This window comes from Sporosarcina sp. FSL K6-3457 (assembly GCF_038007285.1).
GTDB lineage: Bacteria > Bacillota > Bacilli > Bacillales_A > Planococcaceae > Sporosarcina.
In genome coordinates, this window is sequence record NZ_JBBOWX010000001.1 from 955,028 (window position 1) to 976,721 (window position 21,694).

Sequence of the window (21,694 nt, forward strand, 5' to 3'; positions counted from 1 at the left end):
ATTATAGAGGACTACCATGCCTATATTTACTAAACTACCTTCTTATTTTATAGAATTTTTATTTATCACTAAAAACAATCGACTCATAAATATCTGTCGTTGCGCGATCTGGTGGAATGCCGATGTCATCCAGTAAAAGTTCACTGAAATGGTGATATGCTTGTACGGCGGCACTTCGATTGCCCACTTTTACATAGTGCAGCATAAGCTGTTGCAGGGTATATTCTGAATAGGGATTGAGTTTCAGTAGTAGCTGTATATAATGCAGTTTTTTATCTAAATTATTATCGACAACATAGTAGTCAATCATTTTTTGCAATAGACGGAATAGTTTTTGGCGGATGCTCTGTGCTTTGACAGTAGCCCACTCATAGCAGTTTTTCTCCATATAGTCGCCGGTATACTGTTGGACGATTTGCTCAAATGTTTGTATGTTTTCAGGATTCACTTCGGGATAGAGATCAATTATTTTCTCCAACTCAATGGCATCGCACTGCAGTGTATCTAACTCTAAAGCATAGCTTTGGTTGGAAAAGATAATGACTTGTTCATAGCCAATAGAATCTAATAGTTTTCGTAAATGAGACATAGATGTATGCAATTGAATTTTAGCTTTTTTATAATCATGCTCGGGCCATAGTTGGTCAATGATAGTGTCTCTGTTTATGTATGTCTGAAGGTTTGAAATTAAAAAAGCAAATAATTCTTTTGACTTGGCTGTTTTCCATTTAATCGGTTCGTCTTGAAAATAGACAATAAACTCATCAAAACAGTTTATTTTTAGGTTAGGTAAGGTTGACTCAACGGACATAGGGGATTTCCCGGTCAATTGTAGCTGTTCCTGTATCCGAATAACTGTTTTTTCAAGGCGATATTTCAATATAGGCTTTAGTAAATAGTCAATCGAGTGTAATTCGAAAGCTTGAATCGCATAGTCCCGGTAGGCTGTTACAAAGACGATGAAAATGTTTTTGTTCCATTCTTTAATAATGCGTGCTAAATCTAATCCGTTTAAACCGGGCATTTCAATATCTAAAAATATCACTTGAAAATCGAGTTGCTCCATGTCAATTAGAAAACTCTCGGCATTTGAAAAGGTGTGAATCACCTCAATAGTCCCAAGTTCACCCAACTTTTTCTTCATATGCTGTAAAGCCAATTGTTCGTCATCAACTAAAACTGCACGTATCATGGAAACACCTCTTCTAGTGGATATTATTTACACTTGAAGTTCTATTATCGCAATAGTGGTGTAACTATGCAATTTAAAAATAGGTATTTGTTAAGGGGAAATAGGTAGGTGTTATGAATATAGTAAAAAAAAACCTCAAATGCATGATTTGCACTTGAGGTTTGCTTGTATACTGATTTACATTTTTCCTCGATATGCCCATGCTGTGACCGCGAAGGAAATTGCTTTCGCGCATTGCTGACGATAGACCTTCTGTAATAATAGTGCAGCTTCTTGCCGATTGGTCATAAATCCGCATTCAATGAGTATAGCGGGCATTTTAGTTTCGCGTAAAACAGCAAAGTTTGCTTTTTTTACACCTCGATTTGTTCGATTGCATGCGGTTATGAGTGAATGTTGAACAAGAGAAGCGAGTGCAGTAGATTCTTTACTAGCAGTCGGATAAACGTATGTCTCAATACCATTCGCCTGATTCCAATCAGTTCCGTAGGCATTTGCGTGGATAGAGATGAATGCGTCGACCTTCATCCGATTGGCAAAATTCGTCCGTTCAGCAAGAGAAACGTCTTGCTGTTCGTTGTGTGCAAAGAAAACGTTTAGTCCTTCTTCCACAAGGTATTGTTGAACGAGATTTGCCACGGCACTGTTAAAGCTGAACTCCCGCAACAGTCCGTCTGGTGATCGTTTACCTGCCGTTTCTGGACCATGGCCAGCATCAATCATTATTTTCATGATCTTTCCCCCCTTTACTATTCATATAGAAATAAATAGGGGTGAAATGGACAATTCTGATACTAAATGATTTCATTTGAAAAATGGCATGTTAAAATGGGAAATAGATGTTTGAAAAATAGAAAAGGGGGCAATACCATGTCTTTTGTAACAGTAAGAGATGTTCAGGAAGAATTCTTTCTTGAGCTAAGTGCAGGGGAATTAGGCATTGAACAAGGCATACATACTAGTGATATTTCAAGACCAGGTCTTGAAATGGCGGGTTATTTTAATTTCTATTTGTCGGAGCGTGTCCAGCTTCTTGGTAAAACAGAATTGTCATTTTTTGAGAAGTTGTCAGACGCTGAACGAGTGGATCGGATGCAAAGGCTTTGCTCACCAAAACCACCGGCAATCATCGTGGCGCATGAAATGGAAGTGCCGGTTGAATTGATTGAGGCGGCTAATCAACATGGTATTCCTGTTTTATATACGGATGTTCCAACAACTCGATTTTCAGGTATGCTGACCAACTTTTTAGGTGGCAGACTGGCGCCAATGACAGCAGTGCACGGTGTGCTAGTGGATGTTTATGGAATTGGTGTACTTATCACGGGTAAAAGTGGTGTGGGTAAAAGTGAAACAGCACTTGAACTTGTGAAAAGAGGCCATCGTCTTGTTGCGGATGATCTTGTAGAGATTAGACAGGTAGCTAAGAACGTACTGATTGGAAATTCACCAAAGCTACTCGAACATATGCTTGAAATCCGTGGCGTTGGAATTGTTGATATGATGACGTTGTTCGGTGCCAGTGCAGTAAGGAGTGACAAACGAATCTTAATTGTCATTGATTTGGAAATATGGGACCCTGATAAGATCTATGATCGACTCGGTATCGATGAAGAGAAGTTGAAAATCATGGATTCGGAATTGACAAAGCTAACAGTTCCGGTACGTCCAGGTCGAAATCTGTCTGTTATTATCGAAGTGGCTGCAATGGATTATCGAATGAAAAGACTAGGTATCAATGCAGCAGAAGAATTTGCGAAAAAAGTGAACAGCGCAATTCTAGAAAACCCAGATCAGCCCGAAGGAGAAGGGACAGAGTGATACATGTTTAATTTATTGGCAATTAACCCAGTTGCATTCTCGCTGGGGCCTATTGAGGTACGTTGGTATGGTATTTTAATCGCACTTGGTATTGTGCTGGCGTTTATCGTCGTCCAAAAGGAAATGGTCAAACGAGGTATGCATCCAGATTTTCTAACAGATCTACTCATTTGGGCGGTTCCGATTTCAATTATCTCTGCGCGTATTTATTACGTCATTTTTACATGGGATTATTATAAAGATCATCCGGGGCAAATTATTCAAATTTGGCAGGGTGGTATCGCAATCCATGGTGCATTAATCGGTGCGTTTATTACGACGTATTTCTATACGAAGCGTCGCGGTATTTCATTCTGGAAAACGGTAGATATTGCGGCTGCTGGCCTATTGATTGGTCAAATTATCGGGCGTTGGGGAAATTTCATGAATCAGGAGGCGCATGGTGGGCCTGTATCTGCAAAATTTCTTGAAACGACAATCATTCCTGATTGGATTATGAATCAAATGACCATCGAGGGTGTGACTTATCATCCGACATTCCTGTATGAATCTGTATGGAATATCGTTGGACTACTCATTATCCTACTGTTACGGAAGGTCAGCTTGAAGCGTGGCGAAATGTTTTTGTTTTATCTTATTTGGTATTCCGTAGGACGGTTTTTTATAGAAGGTATGCGTACGGATAGCTTGTATGTCGTTGGTGAACTGCGGGCGGCGCAACTTGTATCCATCGTGACAATTGTAGTAGGAATAGCTGTTTTCATCGTCAGACGCTATGTTCAAAAAGTGAAAGTGACTTATCAAGATAAATAAAAAGGAGTTTGGGGAATGGGGACGCTTCAAAATGGTCTGAAAGCAGGGCTTCGGACAACGTGGACATTGGGGAAAATTATTTTCCCGATTACTGTACTCGTCGTCATTTTACAACATACGCCTGTGTTGCCTTGGATTATTCAGCTAGTTGCGCCGATTATGGGGTTATTCGGTTTAAGTGGAGAGGCTGCAATTCCGTTGGTGCTCGGTAACGCACTTAATTTATATGCTGGGATTGCGGGTATTTTATCATTGGAATTGACGGTGAAGGAAGTATTCATCATCGCCGTTATGCTATCGTTTTCGCATAATCTGTTCATCGAAACGGGTGTAGCCCTGAAAGTCGGCGTGAAGTTGTGGATTGTACTTGTTGTGCGTTTTGGACTTGCCGCGTTATCGGCTATTATTATCAATGTTTTATGGCAAGGTGGAGGCGAAACGGCACAGTATGGGATGGCTCCGAAAGTGACAGATGTGCCCGATGGCTGGTTGGAAATCGGCTTGATGGGTATCCAAAAAGCATCATTTGGTGTGTTACAACTGGCACTTATCGTTATTCCATTGATGATTATTGTACAATTTTTGAAAGATCGCAATTACTTGCAGAAGTTTTCGGAGAAGTTGGCACCGTTTACGAAAGTTATTGGTGTACAACCAAATGCTTCGATGACGCTTGTGGCTGGTTTAGTGATTGGGCTTGCCTATGGGGCTGGCGTTATGATTCAGGCTGTACAGGAGGATGGTGTCAGTAAGAAAGACGCAACGTTGGCGTTCATCTTTCTTGTAGCCTGTCATGCTGTTATTGAAGATACGCTGATATTTATGCCACTAGGTATTCCTATTCTTCCATTGCTGCTCATCCGCGTTTTGACGGCATTTGTTCTGACGATTATTGTTGCGTATATTTGGAAACGTGCTGAACTACAGAAAGAGAAAGAGGTGTCAGTTGCTGATGGCTAAGCCAATTACGACATTATTATTTGATTTTGATGGAACGTTAATGGATACGAATGAATTGATCATGCAGACGTTTGAACATGTCCTCGGGAATCATTATCCGGGGAAATATAGTCGGCAAGATATTTTACCCTTTTTGGGGCCGACCCTACATGAAACGTTTAGTTCGGTCGATTCGAATAGGACAGAGGAGCTCATTGCGGAATATAGAGCATGGAATAAAGAGATGCATGATGCGCTAACAAGTGAGTTTGATGGTGTCTCTGAAACGTTGAAGCTACTGAAGGAAGCCGGTTTGAAAATGGCGGTTGTCTCGACGAAGAGAAATGATATGCTTTTCAAGGGACTTAACCTGCTCACTGTAGATCATGTTTTTGACGCTGTCATCGGAATGGATGATGTAACGAAAACGAAGCCAGATCCAGAGCCGATTTTACTAGCTTTGGAACGATTAGGAGCTACGGCAGATGAAGCCCTCATGATTGGTGATAACTACCATGATATCGAAGGCGGTAAAAATGCGGGAGTTCGTACGGCGGGAGTTGCGTGGTCTGCTAAAGGGGAAGCTTTTTTACAGACATTTCATCCAGACTATATGTTGCAACATATTTCGGATGTACTACGCATCGTCAAGGGCGAGGAAACTTGAGACGTACTGAACGGTACCCGGCAAAAGGCGGGGCAAATTCACTCTGGCATATTTATAAAACCGTCCCGTTTTTCAAGGTGGCAAAAAACTTTGCCGTAATCCAATTGTCGAGGTATACGCCTTTCATTCCTATGAAGAATTTTTTATTCAGAACGTTTTTGAAAATGGAAGTGGGCCATCAGACATCTTTTGCTCTGATGGTAATGCCAGACGTTATGTTTCCTGAAAGAATAAAAGTGGGAGATAACTCGATTATTGGTTTCAATACAACCATTCTTGCGCATGAGTATTTGATCGATGAATATCGGATTGGCGATGTTGTGATTGGCAAAAATGTCTTGATTGGTGCGAATACGACGATTCTTCCAGGTGTGGAAATTGGTGATGGAGCAATTGTTTCGGCGGCATCTCTTGTTAACAAGGATATTCCACCAGGTGTATTTGCTGGTGGAAATCCGGTCACCATCATCTTTACGGAAGAACAGATGAGAGAGCGGCAACAAAATAATTGAAAACGAATAGCATCGGTGTAACTTATGCTATAATAGGCAACAATACGAGAAGGAACGTATGGTACGTTCCTTCTTATTTTTTCGGGGGAATATGATTGGACAAACAACGTAAGATGCAAGACAGAAAAATAATTTCGTTCATTCCAGACGGTGAATTTTATTATAATAAGGCACTTCAAGCAATGCAGCGTGACCGTTTTGAAGATGCACATAGGTATTTGAAAAGAGCAACGGAACTAAGCCCTAACAATTCTGATATTCTTATGCAATATGGTGTGCTAGTCATGGAAGAAGGGCGTTTTGAAGAAGCTCATGAATTGTTGATGGCTGCTCATACACTTGCTCCATCTGAAGAGGAAATCATTTTTTATTTGGCGGAGGTACATGCGCATCTTGGGATGTTGCGTGATGCTAAATTGTATGCTGAAAAATATATATCATTAGCTCCAGATGGTCCATTTGCTGATGAGTCCATGGAGATTATTGACTTCGCAGAACAAGAGGAGTCATTTTATGAGGACGATGAGATGCCTGACGGAGAAGCATATTTTCTTCAAGAGAAGGCACGCAGTCTTATGGAATCGGGTAAATTCAAAGAGGCAGTGGAATTACTTGAATCCATTATCGTGGATTATCCCGAATTTTGGGCAGCCTATAATAACTTAGCGCTCGCCTATTTTTATGTTGGAAAAACCGTGCAAGCTAGTGAGTTATTGCATGATATATTAAGCAATAACAAGGGGAATATACATGCCCTTTGCAATCTTGCTGTCTTTTATTATTACGAAAAAAAAGAAGAGGATTTAGCGTCACTTCTTGAGTTACTTGTGAAAATTAAACCGTATCAATTTGAGCATCGTTATAAATTGGGAGCGACCTTTGCACTTGTGGGCAGACATAAGGAAGCCTATAACTGGCTGAGAAGTCTACAAAAAAGAGGGTTTCAAGGCGATGCAGGGTATTATTTCTGGTTGGCGCATTGTGCCTATTTTTCTGGACATGAAGAGGTGGCAAGGGAAGCGTATGCCACACTAGTTGACATGGATCCGACGAAGGTTGGCTATGAGCCCTGGAAGGATGTCCAGTCGGATATTCAGGCCGATTCGCTTGAACAGGACCGGGAGTTCTTGTTGGGGAAAATTCAGAACACCTATAGAAGCGAGCGAATGTTTGGTTTTTATTTGCTTGGGAAGTCGGGGCATAAGCAAGAAATTATTTCGCATCCTTCCTATATTGACGTTGACAAACTGACTGATGTTGAACAATTGTTTTTGATGAGCGGTATTGATTATGACTTCATGCCTGAAATGGCTTTCAATCAATCGTTTTTACGTGCACTTGAAACGACAGATTTACTATATGCTAAATATCGACCATTGGATAAACAGGCATCACATCTTTTTCAAATGTGGTTCACACTTTGTGAAACCGCATTAAGTCGTTCTTTTTTGTTTCGTAATCCAGCAGCCCTTGCTGCGGCAGCAGATTATATGTTTCAATCATCGCGCTATTCAGGTGTCACGAAAACGGCAATTGCCCGCGAGTTTGGTATCTCTGTTCCAACGTTAACGAAGTATGTAGGAGAGTTGATTGAATTTCTGCCACAATTTGATGCGTAATATTCGCTTTAATAAGCAGAAAAGTTGAATGAGGGTAGTCAATCTTATACGATTTAATGAGAGTTAACTTGAACCAGTAGGAAGAACGCCTACTGGTTCAAGTTAACTCCGGCGGATGTCACAAATTTTGAAAAGGAGTTGTGGAAGGCAACCTAAGTTCGCCGCGTCCTGCGGCAACGGTCGCATACCCGCATCCTGCGGGCACAATTCAAAATTTGGACGCAATTACGCCGAGGCGTAATTGATACGAGGAGGAAGTTTACATGACAACTGAAAAAATCTATGATGTCATTATTATTGGTGCTGGTCCTGCTGGGATGACAGCAGCCGTTTATACATCGCGAGGGAATTTATCTACATTGATGCTTGAGCGTGGGATACCTGGTGGTCAAATGGCCAATACAGAGGAAATTGAAAATTATCCTGGATTTGAAACGATTTTGGGTCCAGATTTATCTACGAAAATGTTTGAGCATGCTAAGAAATTTGGTGCTGAATATGCCTATGGCGATGTAACAGACGTCATTGATGGTGAGAGCTTTAAAACGATTATTGCTGGTGGTAAAGAATATAAAGCGCGTGCCATTATCATTACAACTGGTGCTGAATATCGAAAAATGGGTATTCCGGGTGAAAGTGATTTGACAGGTCGCGGTGTAAGTTATTGTGCGGTTTGTGACGGTGCATTTTTCCGCAATAAAGAGCTGGTTGTCATCGGTGGTGGGGACTCAGCTGTTGAAGAAGGAACGTATTTAACACGCTTTGCAGATAAAGTAACAATTGTCCATCGTCGTGATGAGTTACGTGCGCAAAAGATCCTTCAAGAGCGGGCATTTGCTAATGACAAGATTGAATTCATTTGGAACTCGACGGTCAAGCAAGTGAACGACGAAGACGGTAAAGTGGGCTCTGTTACGCTTGTTTCAACAGTAGATGGTTCGGAAAAAGACTTTGAAACAAATGGCGTGTTTGTTTATATCGGAATGGATCCGTTAACAGCTCCTTTCGAAAAATTAGGCATTCTTGATGACAATGGCTATGTGAAGACGAATGATATCATGGAAACTTCTGTGCCAGGTATTTACGCGGCGGGCGATGTACGTGAGAAATTATTACGTCAAGTTGTTACAGCGACAGGTGATGGCAGTATTGCTGCGCAAGCTGTGCAGAAGTATATTGAGGAATTGATGGAGAAGCTAGGCGCTAAGGCTTAACAGGGAGGAATTGAACTTCATTCCTTCTTATTCAGCAGGAGTTTGGCCCCCACTGAATTTGAAGACATACCTAGCATTCATCCCTCTTCTGCTGAACTCAAGTTTAATACAACCTTAATATGGTTGTAACAGTAATGCAACATCATAGGGGTATACTAGGAGTATCAATTGACCCCCCTTTTGATATAGCAATTTACAAAAAGGCCATTTGCTAGAATATTCTAGCGGATGGCCTCCTTTTTCATGTTGTTTATCGGCAATTCGTTGTATAATAAATGTATGCGCTTAAAAAGGTGAGGATAGACAAATGCAAAGAATCGCAAATTTACTCGTTATGAAAGATGGTCAAGTATTATTATTGAAAAAACCTCGTCGTAATTGGTATGTAGCCCCAGGTGGCAAGATGGACCCAGGTGAGTCAGTTTTCGAGGCAGCCGTGAGAGAGTTCAGGGAAGAAACAGGTGCTGATGCTGTTGAGCCACATTTAAAAGGTGTTTACACGATGGTGATTGTAGACGACGCTGGTGAGCATGTTAAAAATGAGTGGATGCTCTATACATTTCTAGCGCATGATTTGGTTGGTATACCATTTGAAACGACTGCTGAGGGTGATCTCGAATGGCATCCGGTTGAAAGTTTACAGACTCTTCCTATGGCAGAAGGGGATCGCACAAATTTATTATTTGCCGTATCACAGTATGGCATGCAATATGGAACGTTTTTTTATACTGAGGAATTTAAACTATTGAAAGAAGAAATTCAGCGTTCTAGGGAAGGGTGATGAGCTATGACAGAAATTGAGACGCCAAATAGCGATGTTGAGATCGTTATTATTACAGGGATGTCGGGTGCAGGTAAGACCGTTGCGATGCAAAGTTTCGAGGACCTTGGTTTTTATTGTATTGATAATTTACCTCCGGAATTGTTAGTGGTGTTTCTTGATTTGATGATGAAGTCGGAAAATCGCATGAGGAGAATTGCGGCAGTTATGGATACGCGGGGAGGCGATCTATTCGACTCGCTCATCGGTGCGCTAGATGATTTGTTGCGTATGGAAGGTGTATCTTCTCGAATATTGTTCCTGGATGCAGATGATGAGACGCTTGTTCGTCGGTATAAAGAAACAAGACGCTCACATCCGTTAGCTGAAGGTGGATTACCGCTCGCAGGCATTCAAAAAGAACGACTTCTTCTGTCTGAATTAAAGGGCAGGGCCCGTTCTATCTATCAAACGTCGAGCTTGAAGCCGAGAGCACTGAGAGAAAAGATTATGGCGGAGTTTTCCACTAAAGAAGGTGCGGGCTTCACCGTAAACTTTATTTCTTTTGGGTTTAAGCACGGTATGCCAATTGATGCGGACGTTGTGTTCGATGTACGATTTTTGCCGAATCCTTTCTATATTCAAGAATTAAAAGTGAAGACTGGGCTTGATAAGGAAGTCTATGACTATGTCCTTAAGTGGAGTGATACGCAGATACTGATTGACAAACTAACAGATTTGTTCAAGTTTCTCGTTCCACAGTATAAAAATGAAGGAAAATCACAAGTCGTCATTGCATTTGGATGTACGGGGGGACAACATCGTTCGGTAACGCTTGCTGAATTTTTTGGAGCGAAATTTAAGGATGAATACCGGACATTCATCACCCATCGTGATGTTGAAAAGAGAAAGGGTTGACGCTATGTCTCGATCCGGGAAATTGAAAAAAGTAGTTGCTTTCGGTGGTGGGACCGGATTGTCTACGCTATTACGAGGGTTAAAGAGTCATCATATTGACTTGACGGCAGTTGTAACTGTGGCTGATGATGGAGGGAGTTCAGGCAGACTTCTTGATGAATACGATATCCCACCTCCTGGTGATATCCGCCAGGTCATGGCAGCGCTTTCAGATGTTGAACCGCTTATTGAGAAGATGTTTCAATATCGGTTTTCATCTTCAGAAGATTTGAAAGGCCATTCACTTGGCAATTTAATGCTCACCGCAATGACGGATATTACAGGTGATTTCGCCCGTGCCATCGAGCAAATGAGTCGTGTTTTGAATATCAAGGGAAAAGTATTACCAGCTGCCAACCAGCGGATTACGTTGCATGCAGAACTGGAAGATGGCACAATCGTAACAGGAGAGTCAAAAATTCCTGTTTACGGTCGGAAAATCCGCAAAGTGTATATGTCTCCTCAAGAAGCAGAGCCACTACCTGAAACCGTCGATACGATTATGGGAGCTGATCTTCTTGTCTTTGGTCCGGGTAGCCTGTATACGAGTATCCTACCGACGATACTGGTCCCAGCAATCCGAGAAGCTGTATTGGCATGTAAGGCGAAAAAAGTATACATTGGTAATTTAACAACGCAAGCAGGTGAGACATATCGCTATACTGCCTCAGAGCATGTCAAGGCATTGTATGATCATGCAGGCGAAGTATTTCTAGATGCGGTATTATTGAATGGTGCAGACATAGCAGCATTGCTTGGCAAGCAGGAGCAATCAGGACCCCCGTGGCCTGTCATCAATGATTTGGAGAACCTGCGGGAGCTTGTCCCAGACATCATTGTGAAAGATTTTGTATTGGCGAATGGGGAAAGTGTGATGCACGACTCCGAGAAAGTTGCGAACTGGCTCATGGACTATATAGATAGTGCTGTAAAAACGGAATAGACGTGATCGTCGCCGGGAAAGGGGACTTGAAGAATCATGTCTTTTGCTTCAGAAACAAAGAAAGAAATGACGCAGATTGAGGCGGATGATTGTTGTACAAAGGCGGAGGTTGCAGCATTCATTAGAATGAATGGGGCGCTGTCCTTTTCGAATAAGCAGTTGAGCCTTGATGTGCAAACTGAAAATGCAGCGATTGCTAGACGCTTGTATTCAAATGTAAAGCGGTTGTATCCTTATAAAGTGGAGCTACTTGTACGAAAAAAAATGCGCTTGAAAAAAAATAATGTGTATATTTGTCGAATACGAGATGGTGCTAAGCCACTTTTGGAAGATTTACTGATTTTGACGGGAACATTCCAATTTAAAAATGAGATTTCACAGGCATTAGTAAAAAAGAAGTGTTGCCAGCGTGCTTATTTACGAGGGGCTTTTCTAGCAGGAGGTTCGGTCAATAATCCGGAAACGTCTTCTTATCATCTTGAAATTTTTTCAATCTATAAAGAACATAGCGAAGCACTCGTTGAATTAATGAATAAATATCAGTTGAATGGCAAGTCCATTGAGCGGAAAAAAGGCTATATCGCTTATTTGAAGGAGGCTGAGAAAATATCGGACTTCCTCAGTATTGTTGGTGCACATGTTTCGCTTATGAAATTTGAAGATGTGCGGATTATACGGGATATGCGCAATAGCGTAAACAGGCTTGTGAATTGTGAAACAGCGAATCTGAATAAGACGATTGGAGCTGCACAGCGCCAAGTTGAAAATATAAAGTTTATTGAAAGTACGATTGGTTTAGGTCAATTGCCAGATAGACTACAAGAAATCGCGAGACTTCGAGTAGACAATCAGGACATTACGTTGAAAGAGCTTGGTGAATTGGTTTCAGGTGGAACCGTTAGTAAGTCAGGCGTGAACCATCGCTTGAGAAAAATAGAGGAAATTGCAGAAAATCTCCGTAACGGGGGCATTGGAAGCTGACAAATTGATAGGAGTTGTGGAATAGATGGCAGAAAGAACAGTGGAAGTGAAGTTGAAAACAGGATTACAGGCAAGACAAGCAGCACTTTTTGTACAAGAAGCAAATCGCTTTACAGCAGATATATTTTTGAAGAAAGAAAATCGTCAAGTGAATGCGAAAAGTATCATGGGGATTATGAGTCTAGCAGTTGCGCGTGGCGCATCGGTTACGCTTGTTGCTGATGGAGTTGATGAAGAGCAGGCATTAAGCACTCTTTCCACACTAGTTGAAAATGAAAAATAAATGAAAAACCCGCCGTTTCTTATCGTCCATCGATAGTTGGAGACGGTTTTTTATTTTTTGAAAGGATGTTGTGAGGTTTTGCCATGACGTTGCTAAGTTTACGCGAAACGTTGCTAAGATCGGGGAGAACGTTGTTTACTTCGCGTAAAATGTTGTTTTAACAATAAAAACACCCGCCATTGCATAAACAATGACGGGTAAATTATGCCCTCGACGGGAGTCGAACCCATATTTCAAGCTTCGGAGGCTTGCGTGCTATCCATTGCACCACGAGGACGAGATATTCATGTCAACCTTGTAGCAGACAAGATTCATTATACTAATGTAGGCGTGCGAATGCAATAGTTATTTCGGAAGCGTTAAATTTGACCTTTGTTGACCATACTATGTATGATAAAATTACAGTTGAAGCGTAAGATGTTTCAACAGACTGAAAAAACTATCCACCTTGAAGGAGGAAATGGAATGAATCTAATACCTACAGTAATTGAACAGACGAGTCGTGGAGAGCGGGCTTACGATATTTATTCCCGCCTATTGAAAGACAGAATTATCATGCTTGGTAGCGGAATTGATGACAATGTGTCAAACTCAATCGTAGCACAGCTTCTTTTCCTAGCTGCTGAAGATCCAGAAAAAGATATTTCGATTTACATTAATAGTCCAGGTGGAAGTATCACAGCTGGAATGGCAATTTACGATACGATTCAGTACATCAAGCCTGATGTGCAAACAATTTGTATCGGAATGGCGGCTTCAATGGGGGCATTCCTTCTTGCCGCTGGTACGAAAGGCAAGCGTTATGCTCTTCCGAACGCAGAAGTGATGATTCACCAACCGCTTGGCGGCGCACAAGGCCAAGCGACAGAAATTGAAATCGCAGCGAAGCGGATTCTATTCCTACGTGAGAAACTAAATGGTATTCTTGCAGAGCGTACGGGTCAGTCAATCGAAGTTATTGCAAAAGATACTGATCGCGATAACTTTATGACTGCAGAACGTGCAAAAGAATACGGTTTAATTGACCACATTCTTACACAGAGCGATATGAAAGAACTAAAATAATCATGTAGAAGCCGATCCGCCTATGGGTCGGCTTTTATCTGTATCCAGATAAAGCCTCCGGCGGATGTCACGGATTTTTAGGGGAGCTTAAGAAGGCAGTCTAAGTGCGCGACGTCCTGTCGCAACGACTGCATGACCTACCTCCTGTAGGCCCCAAGCTCGAAAAAAATCCGGACGCAATCACGCTATGGCGTGATTGATTATAAAGCAGTATCCTATGCACACCATCCACTCTTCATCTATACTAAAGCTATCCTAAAATTCCAGAGGTGCTGATTATGCATGTAACATTCTATACAAAACCGAATTGTCATCTTTGTGATGAAGCGAAGTTGATGATGAAACTGGTGCAGGAAGATTTTCCGCTTACCTGGGACGAGGTTAATATTGAATTGGATGATGTGAGCCATGAGAAATATATGCTTATGATTCCCGTCATTGCAAAAGACGACAAAATATTATTGTATGGTTCAATCGGTTACGTAGATGTCATTGGTTTATTCTGAAAACTGATTTTTTTTGTTGAAAAGTAGAAGAAGATGGTATACAATTGAGTTAGAAATATTTTTTTGTTCTATGTGGGACATTTTTCAGTTTGATGGGACGTTATATGTCCTTGTTGACTGAAGGGAGGAACAATTGGACTTTATGATGGAAGCGCAAAGGAAACTCGTACCTGAAATGGTGGAACTGATGCAGCAAAGATATCGGATGTTGAAGCTTATTAAAATGTCTGGTCCAATCGGAAGACGTCCACTCGGTCAGATAGCTGGTCTTTCGGAACGAGAAACACGAACAATGATGGATATTCTTCGAGCACAGAATCTGATTCATGTGGCGAAAGAGGGAGCATCGATTACAACTGAAGGCAGTTCAGTCTTGCAAACGCTAGAATCCACTATGGAAGACTGGTCGGGCCGCGCATCGATTGCCAAAGGGTTAACGGATTTTTTAGGTATTCGCTCTGTCAAAGTTGTTGCTGGAGATTGCGATATGGATGGTGACTCTACTGCTAAAAGTTTATTGGGCATGGAGGCAGCAAAGCAATTTAGCACTGAAATTGGGGATGGTAAGATTGTAGCCGTCACTGGTGGCAGTACAATTGCCTCGATACCTTCTCATATCGAAAAATTTAGCGACACGACTGATCAGTTGTTTATCGCCGCAAGAGGCGGTGTCGGTGACGATATCGGTTTACAAGCAAATGTGATCGCAGCTTCTTTTGCGGAGGCATGTGGGGGTACATATAGTACATTTTATTACCCAGAGTCGTTAAGCGAAGAAGCGCAAAAGGCGTTTCGCAATGAACCATTTGTTGTGAAAATGCTTAGCCTTTATGAAACAGCGGATTGTGTTTTACATGGAATTGGCGATGCTCAGACCATGGCTGTCTTGCGCAATTCGCCAGAAGAAGAACAGCAGTTGCTTCAAAGAAGTGGAGCTATCGGTGAAGCATTCGGTTATTATTTCGATAAGGATGGCCATGTCGTTCATCGAATACGTACAGTTGGTATTCAGACAAGTCATTTAGAGCGAATTCCACTCATCATTTCGGTGGCAGGTGGTAGTAGTAAGGCGGAAGCAATCATGGCCTATATGGCAAGTGCACCGAAACAAACCATTTTGGTAACTGATGAAGGTGCAGCAAATGAAATGCTGAAGTTAATCACCAAGTAACCACTTTTTGAGGGTTAAAGCTTCACTTATTAGGGAATAGGTTAAAGTGGATTAATGTTTTAAAAAATATAAAAAACCATTCGGAGGGAATTATTATGACTTTGAAACTTGCTATTAACGGATTTGGACGGATTGGACGTAAAGTATTCCGCGAAGCTTTGCAACAAGAGGAAATTGAAATCGTTGCAATCAACGATTTAACAGATGCAGCAATGCTTGCTCACCTTTTGAAATATGACTCAGTACACGGTGTTAACGCAGCAGAAATTAGTTCTGAAGGCAGTAACCTAGTTGTCAACGGTAAAAATATTAAAGTACTTGCTGAAAGAAACCCTGCAGATCTTCCATGGGGAGAGCTTGGCATCGATGTTGTTATCGATTCAACAGGTGTATTCACAGACCGCGAAGGACTGAACAAGCACATTGAAGCGGGCGCGAAACGTGTTATCTTGTCAGCTCCAGCAAAAGGCGATATTCCAATGCTTGTTATGGGTGTTAACCATGAATCATACAACGCAGCAGAAGACAAAATCGTATCGAATGCATCATGTACGACAAACTGTCTTGCACCAATCGTAAAAGTATTGAACGATAAGTTTGGTATCGAGCGTGGTTTGATGACAACTGTTCACTCTTACACGAATGACCAAAAAATCTTAGACTTGCCACATAGCGACTACCGTCGTGCACGTGCAGCTGCTGAAAACATGATTCCAACAACTACTGGTGCTGCATCTGCAGTAACAAAAGTTATCCCAGCATTGGCAGGTAAATTGGATGGTATGGCAGTTCGCGTACCAACACCAAACGTTTCACTTGTTGACTTTGTTGCTGATCTTGCAAAAGACGTAACAGTAGAAGAAGTAAACGCAGCTCTTAAAGAAGCATCTGAAAACGAACTAGCTGGCGTTCTTGTTTACAATGAATTACCACTTGTTTCAAGAGACTATAACGGCAACACAGCATCTTCAACAATCGATGGCTTGTCAACAATGGTTCTTGCAAATAACATGGTAAAAGTTATTTCTTGGTATGACAACGAATCAGGCTACTCTGCTCGTTGTATCGACCTTGCACTTTACATGCACAGCAAAGGACTATAATTATCAACGGGCACTTTCGCTGATAAATCTTTAAATCAATTTCGCCTTGGCGTAATTGCGTCCAGATTTTGAATTGAGCAGGGCTCAATTAACTCCTTACAAAATTTGTGACATCCGCCGGAGGCTTGCTATATTTATCAGCGGCACTTTCGCTGATAAATATAGCCAATAAAATAGATACCGCTTATAATAAAGTTGGGTAATGAGGAGCGGGGGATTACCCCGTTCCTCCTTTTTTTGAGGTAAATAAACTTGGAGGTGGGCATATTTCATGAAGTCAAAAAAGACGATGAAGGATTTGCAGCTTGAAGGACAACGCGTATTTTGCCGTGTGGATTTCAATGTGCCGATGGAAAATGGGCAAGTAACAGATGATACACGAATTCGGGCTGCACTCCCAACAATTGAATACATGGTAGAGCAGGGAGCAAAAGTTATTCTTGCCAGTCACCTCGGTCGCCCAAACGGTGAAGTGAACGAGGATATGCGATTGACAGCTGCCGGCGAAAAGTTGGCTGAGCTGATTGGAAAACCGGTTGTGAAACTTGATTCTTCGATTGGAGAAGAAGTAGAACAAGCGATTGCTGCAATGAACAATGGCGATATCGTCCTTCTTGAAAATGTACGATTCCATGCGGGTGAAGAAAAGAACGATGCTGATTTAGCAAAAAGCTTTGCAAACCTTGCAGATGTATTTGTCAATGACGCATTCGGTGCTGCACACCGTGCGCACGCATCTACTGCGGGTATCGCGGACTATATCCCGGCTGTATCAGGCTTGTTAATTGAAAAAGAATTAGATGTACTTGGGAAAGCGTTGTCTACGCCAGAGCGCCCATTCACGGCGATCATTGGTGGGGCAAAAGTAAAAGACAAAATCGGTGTTATCAATCACTTGCTCGACAAAGTGGATAACTTGATTATTGGTGGCGGCTTGGCTTATACATTTTTGAAAGCGCAAGGCTATGAAATCGGCAAGTCTTTACTTGAGGAAGATAAAATTGATTTAGCAAAATCATTTATTCAAAAGGCAAAAGATAACGGTGTTAACTTGTACCTTCCAATAGATGTAACGATTGCAGACGATTTTTCGAAAGATGCGAATACGAAAGTCGTGAAAAATGACGCGATTCCTGCTGATTGGGAAGGTCTTGATATTGGGACTGAAACAGCTGAATTGTATGCAAAAGTAATTGAAGAATCAAAATTGATTATTTGGAATGGTCCAATGGGTGTGTTTGAACTGGAGCCGTTTGCAGGTGGAACGAAGCGTGTTGCACAAGCAATGGCAGTCACAGCAGGCTATACAGTCATTGGCGGCGGCGATTCAGCTGCGGCTGTTGAAAAGTTTGGTGTAGGCGATAAAATGGATCATATTTCGACTGGTGGAGGTGCTTCTCTTGAATTTATGGAGGGCAAAGATTTACCAGGTGTTTCTGCACTAAACGATAACTGAAGAGGGGGAATCGATTTGCGTAAACGAATTATTGCAGGTAACTGGAAAATGTACAAGACTGTTGAAGAGGCGAAAAGCTTTGTTGAGGAAGTAAAAGGCAAGGTTCCGGTTTCAGATAACGTGGAAGCTGTTATTTGTCCGCCATCTTTATACCTTTCAGAGCTAGCACAGCTAACAGAAGGTTCAGCTTTAGGCATTGGTGCACAAACGATGCACGATGTAAAAGAAGGCGCATTTACAGGGGAAATTAGCCCAGCGATGCTAGTTAGTATTGGTGTTGGTTATGTCGTTCTAGGTCACTCAGAGCGTCGTCAATATTTCAATGAAACAGATGAGTCTGTTAACAGCAAAGTACATGCAGCATTCGAATACAACCTAACACCACTTGTTTGTGTAGGTGAAACACTTGAACAGCGCGAAGCAGGCCAAACTGTTGAGCTAGTAGCAGCACAAGTGACAAAAGCATTTAAAGGCATCAGTGCAGAACAAGCGACACAAGCAGTCATTGCATATGAGCCAATTTGGGCAATTGGTACAGGAAAAACAGCTACTGCACAAGATGCGAATGAAGTATGTGGCGCAATCCGTGCAACAGTTGGCGAACTATACAGTGAAACAGTGGCAGCGAGCATCCGCATTCAGTACGGCGGTAGCGTGAAGCCAGATAATATCGAAGAGCTTCTTTCGATGGAACATATCGACGGTGCACTTGTCGGCGGTGCAAGTCTTGAACCAGCATCATTCTTGAAATTAGTAGAGGCTGGCGCACAATGAGTAAAAGTCCAGTCGCATTAATCATCCTAGATGGCTTTGGTCTTCGGGATGAAAAACTTGGTAATGCAGTTGCGCAGTCGAATAAGCCGAATTACGACCGTCTTTGGAATAACTTCCCGCACTCTACGTTAACAGCTTGTGGCGAAGCGGTAGGGCTTCCAGATGGTCAGATGGGGAACTCGGAAGTGGGGCATCTCAATATTGGAGCCGGTCGTATTGTCTACCAAAGCTTAACGCGTGTCAATAAATCCATTAGAGATGGAGAGTTCTTTGACAATGAAGCATTGCTAGGGGCGATTGCCCATGCGAAAAAGAATGACTCCGCACTTCATCTAATGGGGTTGCTGTCTGACGGTGGCGTACATAGCCATTATGAGCATTTGTTTGCTTTGTTGCGTCTAGCTAAACAAAATGGACTGGATAAAGTGTTCGTCCATGCGTTTTTAGATGGTCGCGATGTAGGACCGCAAACGTCTTTGGAGTATGTAGAGAAAACAGAGGCTGTCATGCAGGAACTAGGTGTTGGTCAATTTGCTAGCATTTCAGGCCGTTATTATGCAATGGACCGTGATAAGCGTTGGGAACGTGTGGAAAAAGCCTATCATGCCATTGTGGATGGGACAGCTTTAACTGCCGCAACACCAGCAGCGGGGATTACAGCATCGTATGAGCAAGGTTTGCATGATGAGTTTGTCTTGCCTTTCGTCATTGAAGAGCAGGGCAAGTCAGTGGCAACTGTTGAGGATGGAGATGCAGTTGTATTCTTTAACTTCCGTCCGGATCGCGCGATTCAGCTATCACGTACATTTACGGATGCTACATTTGACGGTTTTGATACAGGTACTAATAAGTTTACAGATTTGAAGTTTGTCACATTCACACATTATAGTGATGAAGTTGTTGCAGATGTTGTTTTCAACAGTCAAAACTTAGAGAACACACTTGGTGAAGTGATTGCTCATAATGGATTGACGCAGCTGCGTATCGCAGAAACAGAGAAATATCCACACGTCACTTTCTTCATGAGTGGTGGCAGAGAAGAGAAGTTCGCAGGTGAAGAGCGAATTTTAATCGCTTCGCCGAAAGTCGCAACCTATGACTTGAAGCCGGAAATGAGTGCATTTGAAGTAACAGAAGCACTGATTGAAGGCATTGAAGCCGATCGTTTTGATGCGATTATCTTGAATTTTGCGAATCCGGATATGGTCGGACATAGCGGAATGCTTGAGCCAACGATTAAAGCGATTGAAACGGTCGATACTTGCTTAGGTAAAATCATTGATGCATTGCATGCAAAAGGTGGTTCGGCAATTGTCACGGCTGATCACGGCAATGCGGATGAAGTGACAACTCTGGACGGAGGGCCGATGACTGCACATACAACAAATCCTGTGCCAGTTATCGTGACAAAGTCGGATATCGTGCTACGTGAAGGCGGTATACTCGCAGACCTAGCACCAACAATGTTAAAATTATTAGAGCTTGAACAACCGGCAGAAATGACCGGCACACCATTATTTTAAAAAGGGGAGACTGACATGCCAGTTATTACAATTATCCAGGCAAGAGAAGTACTTGATTCACGAGGAAATCCAACGGTAGAGGTTGAAGTATTTACGGAGAGCGGTGCATTTGGTCGTGCAATCGTTCCATCTGGTGCTTCAACAGGTGAATATGAAGCTGTTGAACTACGTGATGGCGACAAAGAGCGCTACCTGGGTAAAGGAGTTCTAAAAGCAGTTGAGCATGTCAATGATGTGATCGCTGACGAGCTTGAAGAAGTTTACTCTGTCCTTGACCAAGTAACGATTGACAAAGCATTAATCGAACTTGATGGTACTCCGAATAAAGGGAAATTGGGCGCTAACGCAATCCTTGGCGTATCAATGGCTGTTGCTCGTGCAGCTGCAGACTACCTTGACATTCCACTTTACCAATACCTTGGTGGTGTCAATGCAAAACAATTGCCGGTTCCAATGATGAACATTTTGAATGGTGGAGAGCACGCGGATAACAACGTCGACATTCAAGAATTCATGGTTATGCCAGTTGGCGCAGAATCATTCCGCCACGGTCTTCGCATGGGTACTGAAATTTTCCATAGCTTGAAAGCTGTATTGCAGTCAAAAGGCTTGAATACTGCAGTTGGTGATGAAGGCGGATTTGCTCCGAACCTATCATCTAACGAGGAAGCATTGTCTACAATCATCGAAGCAATCGAAAAAGCAGGCTACAAGCCAGGCGAAGAAGTACTTCTTGCGATGGACGTTGCAGCATCTGAAATTTACAATAAAGAAGACGGCACATACAATCTTTCAGGCGAAGGCATCGTGAAAACGTCTGCTGAAATGGTTGATTGGTATGCTGAAATGTGCGAAAAATACCCAATCATTTCAATCGAAGATGGTTTGGACGAAAACGACTGGGCTGGTCACAAGCTATTGACAGAACGCCTTGGCAAAACAGTTCAACTTGTTGGTGATGACTTGTTCGTTACAAACACTGAGAAATTGTCACGCGGAATTGAAGAAGGTATCAGTAACTCGATCCTTATTAAAGTGAACCAAATCGGTACATTGACGGAAACGTTTGATGCAATCGAAATGGCGAAACGCGCGGGCTATACAGCTGTTATCTCTCACCGTTCTGGTGAATCAGAAGATACAACGATTGCTGATATCGCAGTAGCAACAAACGCTGGTCAAATCAAGACAGGTGCTCCGTCACGTACGGATCGCGTTGCGAAGTATAACCAATTGCTTCGTATCGAAGATCAGCTTGACGACACTGCTGAATACCTTGGTGCTAAAACTTTCTATAACTTGAAAAAATAATTGCGATGAAAATCCCACTTGGGGAGTCTACTGCAGGAGACTCTCTGGTGGGGTTTTTTATAGGAAAGAAATACTACCGCATAG

22 protein-coding genes and 1 tRNA gene are annotated in these 21,694 nt (G+C 42.2%); 20 read left to right on the forward strand and 3 right to left on the reverse strand.

Annotated elements, in window-relative coordinates; translation table 11 throughout:
• Positions 1-58: 58 nt before the first annotated feature.
• Entirely contained in the window at positions 59-1,192 is a 1,134-nt protein-coding gene (locus N1I80_RS04615) for a response regulator (RefSeq protein WP_340736766.1), read from the reverse strand.
• Between the two features lie 177 nt (positions 1,193-1,369).
• Entirely contained in the window at positions 1,370-1,924 is a 555-nt protein-coding gene (locus N1I80_RS04620) for an N-acetylmuramoyl-L-alanine amidase family protein (protein WP_340736767.1), read from the reverse strand.
• 138 nt (positions 1,925-2,062) lie between these two features.
• Between N1I80_RS04620 and hprK the strand changes: the two genes are divergently transcribed.
• The 12 genes from hprK (at position 2,063) to N1I80_RS04680 (ending at position 12,701) form a co-directional block, all read left to right on the forward strand.
• Positions 2,063-3,013 (forward strand): HPr(Ser) kinase/phosphatase, encoded by a 951-nt coding sequence (gene hprK / locus N1I80_RS04625; protein ID WP_340736768.1) that lies wholly within the window; start codon positions 2,063-2,065, stop codon positions 3,011-3,013.
• Positions 3,014-3,016: 3 nt separating this feature from the next.
• Positions 3,017-3,826 (forward strand): prolipoprotein diacylglyceryl transferase, encoded by an 810-nt coding sequence (lgt, locus tag N1I80_RS04630; RefSeq protein WP_340736769.1) that lies wholly within the window; start codon positions 3,017-3,019, stop codon positions 3,824-3,826.
• Positions 3,827-3,841: 15 nt separating this feature from the next.
• Positions 3,842-4,786 carry a nucleoside recognition domain-containing protein gene (locus N1I80_RS04635; protein ID WP_340736770.1) on the forward strand — a complete coding sequence of 315 codons (945 nt, stop codon included), beginning with the start codon at positions 3,842-3,844 and terminating at the stop codon, positions 4,784-4,786.
• Positions 4,776-5,432: a pyrophosphatase PpaX gene (ppaX, locus tag N1I80_RS04640; RefSeq protein WP_340739962.1), complete on the forward strand. Its 657-nt coding sequence runs from the start codon at positions 4,776-4,778 to the stop codon at positions 5,430-5,432. Before N1I80_RS04635 ends, ppaX begins: the two co-directional genes overlap by 11 nt.
• Entirely contained in the window at positions 5,429-5,944 is a 516-nt protein-coding gene (locus N1I80_RS04645) for an acyltransferase (RefSeq protein ID WP_340736771.1), read from the forward strand. Before ppaX ends, N1I80_RS04645 begins: the two co-directional genes overlap by 4 nt.
• Before the next feature lie 95 nt (positions 5,945-6,039).
• Complete coding sequence (locus tag N1I80_RS04650) at positions 6,040-7,563, forward strand: tetratricopeptide repeat protein (protein ID WP_340736772.1); 1,524 nt, start codon at positions 6,040-6,042, stop codon at positions 7,561-7,563.
• A 263-nt stretch (positions 7,564-7,826) separates the two neighbouring features.
• Entirely contained in the window at positions 7,827-8,777 is a 951-nt protein-coding gene (trxB, locus tag N1I80_RS04655; protein WP_340736773.1) for a thioredoxin-disulfide reductase, read from the forward strand.
• A gap of 307 nt (positions 8,778-9,084) precedes the next feature.
• A complete protein-coding gene (locus tag N1I80_RS04660) occupies positions 9,085-9,558 on the forward strand; it encodes an NUDIX hydrolase (protein ID WP_340736774.1) in 474 nt (157 codons plus the stop codon).
• A 6-nt stretch (positions 9,559-9,564) separates the two neighbouring features.
• Positions 9,565-10,455 carry an RNase adapter RapZ gene (gene rapZ, locus N1I80_RS04665; RefSeq protein WP_340736775.1) on the forward strand — a complete coding sequence of 297 codons (891 nt, stop codon included), beginning with the start codon at positions 9,565-9,567 and terminating at the stop codon, positions 10,453-10,455.
• A gap of 4 nt (positions 10,456-10,459) precedes the next feature.
• Positions 10,460-11,437 (forward strand): gluconeogenesis factor YvcK family protein, encoded by a 978-nt coding sequence (locus N1I80_RS04670; RefSeq protein WP_340736776.1) that lies wholly within the window; start codon positions 10,460-10,462, stop codon positions 11,435-11,437.
• A gap of 36 nt (positions 11,438-11,473) precedes the next feature.
• Positions 11,474-12,418 carry a DNA-binding protein WhiA gene (gene whiA / locus N1I80_RS04675; protein WP_340736777.1) on the forward strand — a complete coding sequence of 315 codons (945 nt, stop codon included), beginning with the start codon at positions 11,474-11,476 and terminating at the stop codon, positions 12,416-12,418.
• 25 nt (positions 12,419-12,443) lie between these two features.
• Entirely contained in the window at positions 12,444-12,701 is a 258-nt protein-coding gene (locus N1I80_RS04680; protein ID WP_340736778.1) for an HPr family phosphocarrier protein, read from the forward strand.
• A gap of 205 nt (positions 12,702-12,906) precedes the next feature.
• Here the strand turns inward: N1I80_RS04680 and N1I80_RS04685 are convergent.
• Positions 12,907-12,978: transfer RNA gene (locus tag N1I80_RS04685), tRNA-Arg, on the reverse strand.
• A gap of 188 nt (positions 12,979-13,166) precedes the next feature.
• On the opposite strand from N1I80_RS04685, the gene clpP reads away from it, so the two are divergent.
• The 8 genes from clpP (at position 13,167) to eno (ending at position 21,610) form a co-directional block, all read left to right on the forward strand.
• Entirely contained in the window at positions 13,167-13,766 is a 600-nt protein-coding gene (gene clpP, locus N1I80_RS04690) for an ATP-dependent Clp endopeptidase proteolytic subunit ClpP (protein WP_340736779.1), read from the forward strand.
• Between the two features lie 278 nt (positions 13,767-14,044).
• A complete protein-coding gene (locus tag N1I80_RS04695; protein ID WP_340736780.1) occupies positions 14,045-14,272 on the forward strand; it encodes a glutaredoxin family protein in 228 nt (75 codons plus the stop codon).
• A 142-nt stretch (positions 14,273-14,414) separates the two neighbouring features.
• Positions 14,415-15,443 carry a sugar-binding transcriptional regulator gene (locus tag N1I80_RS04700; protein WP_340739963.1) on the forward strand — a complete coding sequence of 343 codons (1,029 nt, stop codon included), beginning with the start codon at positions 14,415-14,417 and terminating at the stop codon, positions 15,441-15,443.
• Between the two features lie 95 nt (positions 15,444-15,538).
• Positions 15,539-16,546 (forward strand): type I glyceraldehyde-3-phosphate dehydrogenase, encoded by a 1,008-nt coding sequence (gene gap, locus N1I80_RS04705; protein ID WP_340736781.1) that lies wholly within the window; start codon positions 15,539-15,541, stop codon positions 16,544-16,546.
• Between the two features lie 271 nt (positions 16,547-16,817).
• On the forward strand, positions 16,818-18,002 hold the full coding sequence (locus N1I80_RS04710) for a phosphoglycerate kinase (protein ID WP_340736782.1): 1,185 nt from the start codon (positions 16,818-16,820) through the stop codon (positions 18,000-18,002).
• Positions 18,003-18,017: 15 nt separating this feature from the next.
• Entirely contained in the window at positions 18,018-18,776 is a 759-nt protein-coding gene (gene tpiA / locus N1I80_RS04715) for a triose-phosphate isomerase (protein ID WP_340736783.1), read from the forward strand.
• Positions 18,773-20,299: a 2,3-bisphosphoglycerate-independent phosphoglycerate mutase gene (gene gpmI / locus N1I80_RS04720; protein ID WP_340736784.1), complete on the forward strand. Its 1,527-nt coding sequence runs from the start codon at positions 18,773-18,775 to the stop codon at positions 20,297-20,299. The genes tpiA and gpmI overlap by 4 nt, the downstream gene beginning before the upstream one ends.
• Before the next feature lie 15 nt (positions 20,300-20,314).
• Positions 20,315-21,610, forward strand: a complete 1,296-nt coding sequence (gene eno / locus N1I80_RS04725; RefSeq protein ID WP_340736785.1) for a phosphopyruvate hydratase — start codon at positions 20,315-20,317, stop codon at positions 21,608-21,610.
• The last annotated feature ends 84 nt before the right edge of the window (positions 21,611-21,694 follow it).